The following is a 14,108-nucleotide window of genomic DNA, read 5'->3' as shown; positions in this document are numbered from 1 at the left end:
GTGGGGATAATCACACTGGTGTAACTCACCGACTTCTCCACACCCGTGGATAACTCGCAGCAGCGCTGTGGACAGCTGTGGACGAGCAGGACACGGACAGCCCTGTGAACGACGAACGCCCCGCCGCAGTGCGACGGGGCGTTCGGGGAGCGTTGTGCCCGCGTCAGCCGATCGTGACCGCGTACCCCACAGCGGTGAGCGCGATGCCGAGCACCGCCGCGCCGATGATCAGCGCGATCTGCAGCGGACGCTTCCGGATGTTGCGCGTCTGTGCGAAGACGAACCCCATCAGGAAGCCGCCGATGATCCCGCCGACGTGCGCCTGCCACGAGATGTTGACGCCGGGCAGGAACCCGATGACCAGGTTCAGTCCCATGAGCACGAGGAGCTGCACGGCATTGTTCCCCAGGCTGCGCTGCAGCACGAAGAACGCGGCGAACAGCCCGAAGATCGCACCCGAAGCACCCAGCACGGTCGTCCCCGGCGCGAGGAAGGTGACGAGCATGGACCCGAAGATCCCCGTGATGAAGTACAGCGCCACGAACCGCCAGGTGCCGAGCATGTTCTCGAGCATCCGACCGAAGATCCAGAGCGCCCACATGTTGAACAGGATGTGGAAGATGCCCGAGTGCACGAACAGCGAGGTCACAACACGCCATGGCTGCGTCGGCAGCAGCAGCGAGTTGTAGGCGAGCAAGCTCGTGAAGAACCGCCCGCTGACCTGGTCGAGCAACCAGATCGCCACCGTGATCGCCACGATGACGGTCGTGCCCTTCTGGTCGAGCATGGCGAAGCGCCGCCGAGCGACCGTGAGCCCACTGGGGGCTCCGGACGCTCGGCGGTTCGCTGCGAACTGTGCGCGCTGTTCACGCACGCACTCCGGGCAGTGCACCCCGACCGCCGCCGGCGTCTGGCACTCCGGGCAGATCGTCCGCCCACAGCGCTGGCAGAGCACGAAGCTCTGCCGGTCCGGATGCCGGTAGCAGGTGTTGTTCGGGTTGTACGCCTGGTCGGTCACGTGCTGGTCAGACGCCTTCGACGTCGATGCTCTGGATGACGACGTCCTCGACGGGCTTGTCACGACCGTCGGTCGGGACGCCCTCGATCGCGTCGACGACCGCACGGGACTCGTCGTCGGCGACCTCACCGAAGATGGTGTGCTTGCCCTGCAACCACGGCGTCGCCACCGTGGTGATGAAGAACTGCGAGCCGTTGGTGCCGCGGCCGCCCTGGATGCCGGCGTTCGCCATGGCGAAGATGTAGGGGTTCTGGAACGTGAGCTCCGGGGAGATCTCGTCGTCGAAGCGGTACCCGGGGCCACCGATGCCCTGGCCGAGCGGGTCGCCGCCCTGGATCATGAAGTCCTTGATGATGCGGTGGAAGATCACGCCGTCGTAGAGCTTGTCGGTCGAGACCTTGCCCGTGCCGGGGTGGGTCCACTCCTGCTGGCCCGTGGCGAGGTCGACGAAGTTCTTGACGGTCTTCGGTGCGTGGTTGCCGAACAGGTTGACGCGGATGTCGCCCTTGTTGGTGTGGATCGTTGCGACAGCGGTGTGCAGAGACATGTTCCGATTCTCGCATGTACTCCTGACCGCGGACGGATTGCACAGCTGCGGTTCCGTGACCTGTCAGGCAGTGTGGTGGCAGGATGGGGTCACGCCGATCCGATGGAGGTACCAGATGACGACGATCGAGATCCCGCGAAAGCGTCGGAAGCAGATCAAGAAGCTCAAGGGCCAGACCGCCTCGCTCCTCGGCGAGCAGCGCAAGGTCCTCGAGCACGCGAACGCGATCCTGGCTGAGGCCCGGTCGAACGCCGCGGACGCAGCTCGCAAGGACATCGCACCCCGCGTGCAGAACGCGATCGACAACGGGATCCGTCCCGCGTTCGCCACCGGCGTGCACGCTGCCACCTCGGCAGCGCAGAGCGCTTCGCACAAGTTCCAGTCCGAGGTGGTCCCCGGACTCGTCTCGACCGCTGGCTCGGTGCTGAGCGTGACCGACCTCGCGAAGGACCCCCGGGTCAAGAAGATCGTGAAGAACGCGCAGAAGAAGAGCAAGAGCGCGAAGAAGGCTGCCGCGAAGTACGTCCCGTCGCAGCAGAAGAAGGGTCTCGGCTTCGGCGGAGTCGCACTCATCATCGTCGGCGTCGTCGCCGTCGCCGGTGCTGCGTACGCCGCGTACCAGACGCTCCGCGCCGACGACGACCTCTGGGTCGCCGACGACGCTGACACGGCGGAGAAGCCCGCCGCCTGACCTCCCGGTTCGTACGAAGGGCCCCGGCTGCTGCCGGGGCCCTTCGTCGTTCCCGGGCAAACGCTGAACCGGCGCACCGCGTGCCGTGAACGCACCCACCCACCGACCTGGAGGCCCGTACCGGCCTGGCCCCGCGCCTCCCGTCCGCCATGCGCTCACGCAACACGCCCCGGTGACGCCGCCGAGAGGTCGCAACCTGTCGTGCGGAGGACGCGCAGACGACAGTTCCGGCGACCTCGGCGAACCACACGCGGCATGTCGTGACCACTCGAGAAGATGCCGGCCGCACGGCGAGTGGAGGTCCCAGCCATCGCGGAGCGGCGCGTCGCCGAAGGCACGCAGACCAGCACGACGACCGAGCCGCCCGCGACGATCGCGCCGCAGGGGCGGCGGCGCGCATGGGCACAGAACGAAGCCCCTGGGAAGACGACGGAGTCGGCAACCAGGGGCTGATGCGAGTGGAGCCTGGGAGAATCGAACTCCCGACATCCTGCTTGCAAAGCAGGCGCTCTACCAACTGAGCTAAGGCCCCGAGTGCCACCTAGGTGATCGGCGACAGGATGGGATTGTCGTGCTGTTCCGGAGAACTGGTGGGGCTACAAGGACTTGAACCTTGGACCTCTTCGTTATCAGCGAAGCGCTCTAACCGCCTGAGCTATAGCCCCTCAGACCGGATGAAAGCCTACCGTACGATCCCGCCGGAACGAAATCGAGCAGTGGGCCCATCCGGCCCGGGTGTGTCAGTTGTTCGTGAAGCCCACGAGCAGACCGCCCGTGATCCGAACACTGAGGTTGTAGAGCACGCTCACGATGGCGCCGAGCACGGTGCCGACGACCACGTTGAGGATGCCCACGACGATGGAGAACCCGAGGACCTGGCCCAGCGAGAACTGGTCCATGATCGAGTAACTGTTCTGCCCGGTGACGTCCTTCAACAGGGCGTCGACCTGGGTGAACACACCCGTCTGGTTGAGGATGACCCACACCAGTGCCGTGGCGACCACGATCACGATGCTGCCGGCCAGGGCGATGAGGAAGCTCAGCTTCACCATCGACCAGAAGTCGACGTAGACCAGTCGCAACCGCACCTGGCGGGTGCCGACGGGTCGCTTCGCCTTCTTCTGGAGCTTCTCGGCGACACTACTCATTGCTTGACTGGTCCTCTCCGGCCTCGTCTGCGACGGGCTCGGTGTCGATGGGATCAGTGGAATCCGGGGCCGCTTCGGCAGGGCTGACCGTCTCCACCGGGCCCGCGGGCTCGATCTCGGCGTCGTCCTGGTCGTCCAGGTTCCGCTCGGTGTTCCGGGCCACCGCGATGATCCGGTCGTTCTCCGCGAACCTCGCGAAGACGACGCCCATCGTGTCACGGCCCTTGGCAGGGACCTCGGCCACGGCAGACCTTACCACCTTGCCCGATTGCAGCACGACGAGCACCTCGTCGTCCTCGCCGACGATGAGAGCGCCCACAAGATCGCCTCGGTCGAGCGCCAACTTGGCCACCTTGATGCCCAGACCACCACGGCCCTGCACCCGGTACTGGTCGACCGCGGTGCGCTTGGCGTAGCCACCCTCGGTCATCACCCAGACGAAGCCGTCGTCGGAGACGACGCGGGCCGCGAGCAGCGAGTCGCCGTCGCGGAAGGACATGCCCTTCACACCCGAGGTCGAGCGACCCATCGGACGCAGGGTGTCGTTCGTCGCCGTGAACCGGAGCGACATGCCCTGGCGGGACACCAGGAGCAGGTCGTCGTGCTCGTCGACGAGCAGCGCCTGCCGGAGCTTGTCGCCGTCGCGCAGGTTGATCGCGATGATGCCGCCGGTGCGGTTCGTGTCGTACTCGGTGAGCGCGGTCTTCTTGACCAGACCGTGCTCGGTCGCGAGGACGAGGTACTGCGCCACCTCGTAGTCGCGGATGTCGAGCACCTGCTGGATCTGCTCGTCGGGCTGCATCGCGAGCAGGTTCGCGACGTGCTGGCCCTTCGCGTCGCGGCCGGCCTCCTGCAGCTCGTACGCCTTGGCGCGGTAGACCCGGCCCTGGTCGGTGAGGAACAGGAGCCAGTGGTGCGTCGTCGTGACGAAGAAGTGCTCGACGATGTCGTCGGCGCGGAGCTGGGCCCCGCGGACACCTCGGCCGCCACGGTGCTGCGAGCGGTACTGGTCGCTGCGCGTGCGCTTGACGTAGCCACCGCGGGTGATGGTGACGACCATCTCCTCTTCGGGGATCAGGTCTTCCATCGACATGTCGCCGTCGTAGCCGAACATGATCTCGGTACGGCGGTCATCGCCGAAGCGGTCGACGATCTCGCTCAACTCGTCGCGGATGATCGAGCGCTGGCGGCTCTCCGATCCGAGGATGTCCTGGAAGTCGGCGATCTTGCGCTCGAGCTCTTCGGCCTCGTCGTGGATCTTCTGACGCTCGAGGGCGGCGAGACGACGGAGCTGCAGCTCGAGGATCGCGCGCGCCTGGATCTCGTCAACGGACAGCAGGTCCATCAGGCCGGTGCGGGCCTCTTCGACGTCGGGCGAGCGACGGATGAGCGCGATGACCTCGTCGAGGGCGTCGAGCGCAGCCAGGTAGCCACGCAGGATGTGGGCGCGCTTCTCGGCCTCGCGCAGCCGGAACTGCGTGCGGCGGACGATGACGTCGACCTGGTGGGCGACCCACGCCGAGATGAAGCCGTCGAGCGGCAGGGTGCGGGGCACCCCGTCGACGATCGCGAGCATGTTCGCGCCGAAGTTCTCCTGCAGCTGGGTGTGCTTGTACAGGTTGTTCAGCACGACCTTGGCGACGGCGTCACGCTTCAGCACGATGACCAGGCGCTGCCCGGTGCGGCCGGAGGTCTCGTCACGGATGTCGGCGACACCGGCGAGCTTGCCGTCCTTGACCAGCTCCGCGATCTTGATCGCCAGGTTGTCGGGGTTGACCTGGTACGGCAGCTCGGTGACGACGAGGCAGGTGCGACCCTGGATCTCCTCCACCGAGACGACAGCACGCATCGTGATCGAACCACGGCCGGTGCGGTAAGCGTCCTGGATGCCCTTGGTGCCGAGCACCTGTGCACCCGTCGGGAAGTCCGGGCCCTTGATGCGCTGCATGAGCGCGGCGAGCAGCTCTTCACGGGTGGCGTCGGGGTTGTCGAGCGCCCACTTGGCGCCCTCGGCGACCTCGCGCAGGTTGTGCGGCGGGATGTTCGTGGCCATGCCGACCGCGATGCCGACCGAGCCGTTGACGAGCAGGTTCGGGAACCGGGCCGGCAGGATCGCCGGCTCCTGGGTGCGGCCGTCGTAGTTGTCCTGGAAGTCGACGGTGTCCTCGTCGATGTCGCGGACCATCTCGAGCGCGAGCGGCGCCATCTTCGTCTCGGTGTACCGCGGAGCGGCGGCGCCGTCGTTGCCCGGCGAACCGAAGTTGCCCTGGCCGAGCGCGAGCGGGTACCGGAGCGACCACGGCTGCACCAGGCGGACGAGGGCGTCGTAGATCGCCGAGTCACCGTGCGGGTGGAACTGGCCCATGACGTCACCGACGACGCGGGAGCACTTCGAGAACGCACGGTCCGGGCGGTAGCCGCCGTCGAACATCGCGTAGATCACACGGCGGTGCACCGGCTTGAGGCCGTCGCGGACCTCCGGCAGGGCACGACCGACGATGACCGACATCGCGTAGTCGAGGTACGAGCGCTGCATCTCGAGCTGCAGGTCGACCTGCGAGATGCGGTCACCGGAGACGACGATGTCCCCGCTGTCGCCGTGGACGATCTCGGGCTGCTCGTCGGCGCCGTTCTCGTTGTCGTCAGCCATGTGGCTTCGTTCCCTTTCTGGACAGCCTGGAGGCTGTGGTTCCGTTGGTCGCGCCGGGCGCGACCACAGGTGGTCAGGACTGGTCGACGCGGCTCACGCCGCGCCTCCTGGCCGTTAGATGTCGAGGAAGCGGACGTCCTTGGCGTTCTGCTGGATGAACTGGCGACGTGCGTCGACGTCCTCACCCATCAGGGTCGAGAAGGTGCTGTCGACCGCAGCGGCGTCCTCGAGCGTGACCTGCAGGAGCGTGCGGGTGTCCGGGTTCATGGTGGTGTCCCAGAGCTCCTTGTAGTCCATCTCGCCGAGGCCCTTGTAGCGCTGGATCCCGTTGTCCTTCGGGATCCGCTTGCCGGCTGCGAGGCCGGCCTGCATCAGGGCGTCGCGCTCCCGGTCGCTGAACACGTACTCGTGCGCCGAGTTCGACCACTTCAGGCGGTAGAGCGGCGGCTGCGCGAGGTACACGTAGCCGTGCTCGATGAGCGGACGCATGTAGCGGAACAGCAGCGTGAGCAGCAGCGTGGTGATGTGCTGGCCGTCGACGTCGGCATCGGCCATCAGCACGATCTTGTGGTACCGGGCCTTGTCCGGGTCGAAGTCCTCACCGATGCCGGCACCGAACGCCGTGATCATCGACTGGATCTCCTGGTTGGCGAGGGCGCGGTCGAGCCGGGCCTTCTCGACGTTCAGGATCTTGCCGCGCAGGGGCAGGATCGCCTGGGTCATCGGGTTGCGGCCCTGCACGGCGGAACCGCCGGCGGAGTCGCCCTCGACCATGAAGATCTCCGACACGGTCGGGTCCTTCGACTGGCAGTCCTTGAGCTTGCCGGGCATGCCGCCCGACTCGAGCAGCCCCTTGCGGCGGGTGGTCTCGCGCGCCTTGCGGGCGGCGAGCCGCGCCTGCGACGCCTGGATCGCCTTGCGGACGACGTCGCGTGCCTGCGTCGGGTTGCTCTCGAACCAGTGGGTCAGCTCGGTGCCGACGACGCGCTGCACGAACGACTTCGCCTCGGTGTTGCCGAGCTTGGTCTTCGTCTGCCCCTCGAACTGCGGCTCGCCGAGCTTCACGGAGATGACGGCCGTCAGCCCTTCGCGGATGTCGTCACCCGTGAGGTTGTCGTCCTTCTCCTTGATGATCTTCGTCTCGCGCGCGTAGCGGTTGACGAGGGTCGTGAGCGCGGCACGGAAGCCCTCTTCGTGGGTGCCGCCCTCGTGCGTGTTGATCGTGTTCGCGAAGGTGTGGACGCTCTCCTGGTACGAGGTGTTCCACTGCATCGCGACCTCGAGCGCGATCTTGCGCTCCGGGTCCTCGGACTCGAAGCCGATGACGTCCGGGTGGACGAGGTCGGCCTTCTTCTGCGCGTTGATGTACTCGACGTAGTCGGCGAGACCACGCTCGTACATGAAGGTGTCGTTGCGGGCCTCTTCCCCTTCTTCCGGGGCGCGCTCGTCGCGGAGGTTGATCCGCAGGCCCTTGTTCAGGAAGGCCATCTGCTGGAACCGCGTGCGCAGGGTTTCGTAGTCGAAGACGACGGACTCGAAGATCTCGGCGTTCGGCCAGAACGTGATCGTCGTGCCGGTCTCGTCGGTCTCTTCGTCCTTGGAGACGGGCGCGACGGGGACACCGTCGGTGTAGCTCTGGCGCCAGACGTGGCCCTGGCGACGGACCTCGACGTCGAGCTCGGAGCTCAGCGCGTTCACGACGGACGAACCGACGCCGTGCAGGCCACCGGAGACGGCGTAGCCGCCACCGCCGAACTTGCCGCCGGCGTGCAGGACGGTGAGGACGACCTGCAGGGTCGAGACCCCCTCGGCCGCGTGGACGTCGACCGGGATACCACGGCCGTTGTCGACGACGCGGACGCCACCGTCTTCACGGATGCTCACGTCGATGGTGTCGCAGTACCCGGCGAGGGCTTCGTCGACGGAGTTGTCGACGATCTCCTGGACCAGGTGGTGCAGGCCGCGGGGGCCGGTCGAACCGATGTACATACCCGGGCGCTTGCGGACGGCCTCGAGCCCCTCGAGCACCTGAATCTGGTCTGCGCCGTAGGACGGTTCGCTCTGCGGGGTCTCCGCGCCGAGCGGGTTCTGCCGGTCGTCTTCAGATTCTGCTGCCATGTCGAGCGTGCTCCTGCCTGCGCGCGGAACGCCCGCGCACTGCACCTCCCAGTCTACCGCAGAGCCCCCTCTTTCGAGGGCTCATCTGCCCCGCAGACGGGCTTTTCTGGCACTCCAGGACGATTTCGTCGCCTCAACCGTAGGTGTCGCGAGGACCGCGCCCCTGGACCGTCCTGGGGCCGCGTTTCCACGTGGGGGCGTCCGGGCCGGAAACCCTGATCGACTCGACCCCGGCTTCGGGGTGCCGTTCCGCGATGGTCGTCGTGACCGTCGCACGCATCAGTCGGAGCTGGGTCGCCCAGGCCGTCGAGTCGCACCGGATGACGAGTGCGCCGTCCTCGATGGTGACCGGTCGGGAGTGCTTCGCCAGCTCCTCGCCGACGACGCTCGGCCAGTCCACGAAGAGCTCGGAGCGGGCGAGGGGTTCGGTCCAACCGAGTTCCTGAGCGAGCGAACCGACGATGTCCGCGAGGCCCTTCGGCTCGCGGCCGCGCCCGTACGGCACGGTGTCGGCGTCGAACTCGCGGGCACGGCGGCGGCGGGCATCGGTGCCGCGCTTGGACGGGTCGCCGAACACCGCGCGCAGGTGGCGGTACACCTGCGAGGGTTCGGTGGGCTTGCGGGGCTTCGGCATCAGGCGTCGGCTTCGGCGGGGGTGGGGGTGTCGGTCGGGTCGGTCTTGCTGTCCGCGTCCGTCGGCTCCGTCGCGTCGGTCGCGTCGGTCGCGTCCGTCGCGTCCGTCGCCGGACTGGAGGCCCGAGTCGCGTCCGCCTCGTCGGTCACGATCGTGCCCGCCTCGATCCGCACGGTGTGCGCCGCCAGCTTCGGGGGCACGTCGTTGAACACCGCGGCCGTGATGAGCACCTGCTCGTAGTCGGCGACGGCGTTCGCCAGCCGTTCCCGCCGCGATTCGTCGAGTTCGGCGAAGACGTCGTCGAGGATGATGATCGGGTCACCCAGGTTCGACTCGGCGCGCAGGATCGAGGCGCTCGCGAGCTGGATGGCCAGCGCGAAGGACCAGGATTCGCCGTGGCTGGCGTACCCGCGGGCTGGTAACCCGTTGAGCTGGAACAGAACGTCGTCCCGGTGCGGTCCGACGAGGGTGAGCCCGCGGTCGAGTTCGTCCCGGCGACGACGCTCGAGCGCGGCCGCGAAGGCCTCGGCCGCCGACGCGACCGTGACGGGCTCGTCGGGGGTCCCGAGCACGGGGTCGGTGGCTGCCGCGGACTCGGGGTCGCCACCGCGGATCGACAGGACGCCGGTGATCGAGGCGTCGTGGTGCTCGCCGGCGACGGTCGCGTAGGCCTCGGCCACGAAGGGAGCGAGCCGCCGGGTCAGGTGGTCACGGGCCGCGACGATCTCGGCGCCGAGTCCGACGAGCCGGTCGTCCCAGACGTCGAGCGTCGACAGGGCGTTCGCCTTCGCGCCGGTGGCACGGGCTGACTTGAGCAGGGTGTTCCGCTGGCGGAGCGTGCGGTCGTAGTCGGCGAGCACGCCCTGCATCCGCGGTGCGATCTGGCCGAGGAGCTCGTCGAGCATCCGGCGTCGCCCGGCCGGCTCGCCCCGCACGAGGGCGAGGTCCTCCGGGGCGAAGAGCACGCTTGTGCAGTAGCGCGGCAGCTCCCGCGGCTTGATCGCCGACCGGTTCACCTGCGCACGGTTCGCACCGGTGCGGTTGATCTGCACCTCGGCGAGGATGCTGCGGTCCTCGTGCGCGAGTCGAGCCCGGACGATCGCGGCGTCGCATCCTTGGCGGACGAGCGCTGCGTCGGTGGGGACGCGGTGCGAGCCGAGGGTGGAGAGGTACCCGATCGCCTCGACCAGGTTGGTCTTGCCCTGTCCGTTGCGCCCGACGAACAGGTTCGGCCCGCGTGCGAGGTCGACGTCCGCCTCCCGGTAGTTCCGGAAGTCGGACAGTTGGAGATGGTCGACGTGCACGCGGGCCGAGTCCGGGTTCCCCCGGGAAGTCCTAGGACTTCTTGACGGCGTGACCGCCGAACTGGTTGCGGAGCGCCGCGACGGCCTTCATCGTCGGCGAGGCGCTGCCCTGGCGCGAGACGAAGCGCGCGAAGATCGACGCCGAGAGCGCCGGCATCGGCACGGCGAGCTCGATGCCCTCTTCGAGCGTCCAGCGGCCCTCGCCCGAGTCCTCGACGTAGCCCTCGAGCTCGTCGAGCTTCGGGTCCTCGTTCAGCGCGAGCACCATCAGGTCGAGCAGCCAGGAACGGACGACCGTTCCGCGCTGCCAGCCGGCGAACACGGCGGGGACGTCGGTGATCAGGTCCTTGGCTTCGAGGAGCTCGTAGCCCTCGCCGTACGCCTGCATGATCGCGTACTCGATGCCGTTGTGGACCATCTTCGCGTAGTGGCCGGCGCCGATCGGGCCGGCGTGCGAGAAGCCCTCTTCACGGGGACCCTCGGGGCGCAGCGCGTCGAACACGGGCATCGCGAACTCGACGTCCGCGGCGTCACCGCCGACCATGAGGCCGTAGCCGTTGTCCTTGCCCCAGACGCCACCGGAGACGCCGGCGTCCATGTAGCGGATGCCGCGCGCAGCGAGCTGCTCGGCGTGCGTGGTGTCGTCCAGCCACTTCGAGTTGCCACCGTCGATGACCAGGTCGCCCTCGCCGAGGACGCCGGCCAGGTCGGTGATCACGTCGTCGGTGATCTTGCCGTGCGGGACCATGACCCACACGAGACGCTTGCCCTCCGGGAGGGCAGCGGCGAGGGCGCCGAGGTCGGCGACGTCCGAGACGGCGGGGTTCGCGTCGTACCCGGTGACCTCGATCCCTGCGTTGCGGAGACGGGCACGCATGTTGTTGCCCATGCGACCAAGGCCGACAAGACCGATGTGCATGATTTCCTCTTCTGTTCGTCGTCGCGCTGATGCTGCCGGTGGTGTGCGCCAGCGCAGGTTGCCTGTTGCGCCTATCGCAGCAGCAGGTTCGGCTGCAGCAGGTACCGGTATCCATCGGTCGCTGCGGCCTCTTGCGAAGTCTGGCCGGTGATCAGCACCGGGCCCGGCTTGTTGGGGTTCTCCGTCTTGGTGAAGGAGATGCGGACGAACTCGGAGTGCACCGCGTTCAGCCCGTCCAGGAGGAAGGCGGGCTTCAACGAGACCACCGTTTCCTCGCCGGTCAACAACGCACTGATCGACTCTGACGCCTGCGCTTGTTCGGATCCGATCGCCTCGAGCGTGAGCCCGTCGACCGTGAAGGAGAACCGGAGCGCCGCTTCGCGCTCCAGGACGAGGGAGACCCGTCGGACCGCCTCGACGAGCTCCGCGGTGTTGATCACCGCGTGGTCGTTGACGGTCTCGGGGAAGAGCCGGCGGACCGGCGGGTAGTTGCCCTTGATGAGCAACGACGTCACGGTCTTGTCGTCGGCGTGGAACGCGATGAGCTCGCGGTCGGAGTTGCCGCTGATCGAGACCGACACCGTGGACGCCGAACCGAACGTGCGGCCGACCTCCTGCAGGGTGCGGGCCGGGACCAGTGCGTGCAGGGGGTCCGAGCCGACTCGGCCGGAGTCCCACGCGATGGTGCGGACGGCGACGCGGTAGCGGTCGGTGGCGATGAGGGAGAGGTCGTTGTCGCCGACCTCGAGCTGCACGCCCGTGATGACGGGGGTGACGTCGTCGCGGCTGGCGGCGACGGCGACCTGGGACACCGCTTCGGAGAACGCGTCGCCGGGGATCACACCGGTCTGCGGGCCGATCTCCGGCAGCGTCGGGTACTCCTCGACGGGCATGGACAGCAGCGTGAAGTGCGCCGATCCGCAGGAGACGGAGATCTTGGCGTCCTCGGTGGTGAACGACACGGGGGCGTTCGGCAGCCGGCTCGCGATGTCGTTGAGCAGTCGACCGGAGACCAGGACCGTGCCCGGCTCGTCGATCTGGGCCGAGATGGACGTCTGCGCCGACACCTCGTAGTCGAACGACGAGAGCGTCAGGCGAGCTCCGTCTGCGTGGATCAGGACGCCCGACAGGATCGGGAGGGTCGTGCGCTGCGGGAGGAGCTTCACTGCGAAGGAGACGGCTTCGGAGAAGACGTCCCGGTTGACCTCGAACTTCACAGCTGGAACCCCTGTCGATCGGCTTGGACTGTCCGGCCGCCCCATTCTGGCACAGGCGGACGGGGGCCGGATTTCTTGTCATCCCGCCGTCCACAAGGTTGTCCCGCAGAGATTGATCGTTAACCAGGAGTAATGGTGTTAACGCCTGTGCACACTGTGGATAACCCTGTGCATCCCGCTCCGCAGTAGGGAACTACACGGTTGTGACTTGTGAGCGGTGTGTGAGCGTTAACGGGATGAATGAATCTCATCTATCCACTTCCATCCCCAGTCTCCACAGGTGACCCCCCACCTGTGTACAACCGGGCGGCGTGTCCTCCACAGTTATCCACAGGCTATCCACACTGTGAGAAGTCCGGCCCATGGAACCGTCTCAGATGGTGGATGGGGCCGGGAACGGGCCGATCTCAGCGGTAACGGCGGTCCTGCTTGATGCGGCTGGTGAGCTCGGTGACCTGGTTGTAGATCGACCGACGCTCCTTCATCAGCTCGGTGATCTTCTTGTTCGCGTACATCACGGTGGTGTGGTCGCGGTTGCCGAACAGCTGCCCGATCTTGGGCAGGGACAGGCTCGTCAGCTCACGGCATAGGTACATCGCGATCTGTCGTGCCGTGGCGATCGCCTGGGAGCGGGACGACCCGTACAGGTCGTCGACGGAGAGCTTGAAGTACTCCGCGGTGTGGTTGATGATGTCCGTCGGCGCGACGACGTTGTCCTCGTCGAGGGTGATCAGGTCCTTGAGGACCGTCTGCACCAGGGCCATGTCCACGGCCGTCCGGTTCAGGCTCGCGAACGCGGTGACCCGGATCAGGGTGCCCTCGAGCTCGCGGATGTTGCTCGACACCTTCGACGCCATGAACTCGAGGATGTCGTCGGGCACCTGCAGGTGGTCGGACTGTGCCTTCTTGCGGAGGATCGCGATGCGCGTCTCGAGCTCGGGCGCCTGCACGTCGGTGATCAGGCCCCACTCGAAGCGCGATCGCATCCGGTCCTCGAACCCGGTCAGGTGCTTCGGCGCGACGTCGGACGTGATGACGACCTGCTTGTTGTGGTCGTGCAGCGTGTTGAACGTGTGGAAGAAGGCCTCCTGCGTGGAGTCCTTCCCCTGCAGGAACTGGATGTCGTCGATCAGCAGGATGTCGATGTCCCGGTACCGCTGCTGGAACTGGTTCGAGCGGTTGTTCGCGATCGAGTTGATGAAGTCGTTGGTGAACTCCTCGCTCGACACGTACCGGACGCGGATCCCCGGGTAGAGGCTCTCGGCGTAGTGCCCGATGGCGTGGAGCAGGTGGGTCTTGCCCAGCCCGGAGTCCCCGTAGATGAAGAGCGGATTGTAGGCCTTGGCCGGTGCCTCGGCCACGGCGACCGCTGCCGCGTGTGCGAACCGGTTCGACGAGCCGATGACGAAGTTGTCGAAGTTGTACTTCGGGTTGAGTCGCGACTCGGGGCGCCCGCTGGTGCCGGGAGAGTCGATCTGGCTCGGCACGAACGGCGCCTCGATGTACTGGCGCGGCGCGGCACTCTGCTCGACGGCTTCCTGCACGGGCTCGGCGTACTCGGGGACGTTCGGGTCCACCCGCGGCTCCGACGCCATGTCCGGGTTGACGGTGATGGCGAAGTTCGCGACGGAGTCGTCACCGATGCGACCGACCGCCTCGGTGATCGGGATGCGGATGCGCTGTTCGAGCATGCCCCGGGTCAGGTCGTTCGGGACCTCGAGGTACAGGGTGCCGGCGAGCACGCCCTTCGGCTCGACCAGGTTCAGGAACCCGTGGAGCTGCGGCGTGATGCGGGGGTCCTCGGCGAGGAGTCCGAGTACGGATGACCAGAGGTCCTCGACGGGGTCGGCCGGCATCGTCAT

The 14,108-nt window shown here is 67.3% G+C and carries 11 protein-coding genes and 2 tRNA genes; 1 reads left to right on the top strand and 12 read right to left on the bottom strand.

Annotated elements, in window-relative coordinates:
• Nucleotides 1-163: 163 nt before the first annotated feature.
• Nucleotides 164-1,018: a rhomboid family intramembrane serine protease gene (locus DEJ29_RS00065; RefSeq protein ID WP_111094124.1), complete on the bottom strand. Its 855-nt coding sequence runs from the start codon at nt 1,016-1,018 to the stop codon at nt 164-166.
• 7 nt (nt 1,019-1,025) lie between these two features.
• Nucleotides 1,026-1,565: a peptidylprolyl isomerase gene (locus tag DEJ29_RS00060; protein WP_027466924.1), complete on the bottom strand. Its 540-nt coding sequence runs from the start codon at nt 1,563-1,565 to the stop codon at nt 1,026-1,028.
• A gap of 115 nt (nt 1,566-1,680) precedes the next feature.
• Between DEJ29_RS00060 and DEJ29_RS00055 the strand changes: the two genes are divergently transcribed.
• The gene (locus tag DEJ29_RS00055) at nt 1,681-2,256 is read left to right on the top strand and encodes a hypothetical protein (RefSeq protein WP_051597033.1); all 576 of its coding nucleotides are present in this window, start codon (nt 1,681-1,683) and stop codon (nt 2,254-2,256) included.
• Between the two features lie 459 nt (nt 2,257-2,715).
• On the opposite strand, the gene DEJ29_RS00050 is transcribed toward DEJ29_RS00055, so the two are convergent.
• From DEJ29_RS00050 to dnaA, 10 genes are all read right to left on the bottom strand, one after another.
• Nucleotides 2,716-2,788: transfer RNA gene (locus tag DEJ29_RS00050), tRNA-Ala, on the bottom strand.
• A gap of 56 nt (nt 2,789-2,844) precedes the next feature.
• Nucleotides 2,845-2,921, bottom strand: a tRNA-Ile gene (locus DEJ29_RS00045).
• A 75-nt stretch (nt 2,922-2,996) separates the two neighbouring features.
• Nucleotides 2,997-3,404, bottom strand: coding sequence for a DUF3566 domain-containing protein (locus DEJ29_RS00040; protein WP_027466922.1), 408 nt, complete (start codon nt 3,402-3,404; stop codon nt 2,997-2,999).
• On the bottom strand, nt 3,397-6,054 hold the full coding sequence (gyrA, locus tag DEJ29_RS00035) for a DNA gyrase subunit A (RefSeq protein WP_071404135.1): 2,658 nt from the start codon (nt 6,052-6,054) through the stop codon (nt 3,397-3,399). Before gyrA ends, DEJ29_RS00040 begins: the two co-directional genes overlap by 8 nt.
• A gap of 114 nt (nt 6,055-6,168) precedes the next feature.
• Entirely contained in the window at nt 6,169-8,172 is a 2,004-nt protein-coding gene (gene gyrB, locus DEJ29_RS00030) for a DNA topoisomerase (ATP-hydrolyzing) subunit B (RefSeq protein WP_071404134.1), read from the bottom strand.
• Nucleotides 8,173-8,305: 133 nt separating this feature from the next.
• A complete protein-coding gene (locus DEJ29_RS00025; protein ID WP_027466919.1) occupies nt 8,306-8,806 on the bottom strand; it encodes a DciA family protein in 501 nt (166 codons plus the stop codon).
• Nucleotides 8,806-10,110 carry a DNA replication/repair protein RecF gene (recF, locus tag DEJ29_RS00020; protein WP_111094123.1) on the bottom strand — a complete coding sequence of 435 codons (1,305 nt, stop codon included), beginning with the start codon at nt 10,108-10,110 and terminating at the stop codon, nt 8,806-8,808. Before recF ends, DEJ29_RS00025 begins: the two co-directional genes overlap by 1 nt.
• Nucleotides 10,111-10,141: 31 nt before the next feature.
• Entirely contained in the window at nt 10,142-11,029 is an 888-nt protein-coding gene (gene gnd / locus DEJ29_RS00015; protein ID WP_110863683.1) for a phosphogluconate dehydrogenase (NAD(+)-dependent, decarboxylating), read from the bottom strand.
• A gap of 71 nt (nt 11,030-11,100) precedes the next feature.
• Entirely contained in the window at nt 11,101-12,246 is a 1,146-nt protein-coding gene (dnaN, locus tag DEJ29_RS00010) for a DNA polymerase III subunit beta (protein ID WP_111094122.1), read from the bottom strand.
• A gap of 407 nt (nt 12,247-12,653) precedes the next feature.
• Entirely contained in the window at nt 12,654-14,108 is a 1,455-nt protein-coding gene (gene dnaA, locus DEJ29_RS00005; RefSeq protein ID WP_071404155.1) for a chromosomal replication initiator protein DnaA, read from the bottom strand.

It is taken from the genome of Curtobacterium sp. MCPF17_021 (assembly GCF_003234605.2).
In the GTDB taxonomy this organism is placed as follows: Bacteria; Actinomycetota; Actinomycetes; order Actinomycetales; family Microbacteriaceae; genus Curtobacterium; species Curtobacterium flaccumfaciens.
Note: the sequence above shows the minus strand (reverse complement) of the source record. Positions and strands in the feature narration are given on the sequence as shown.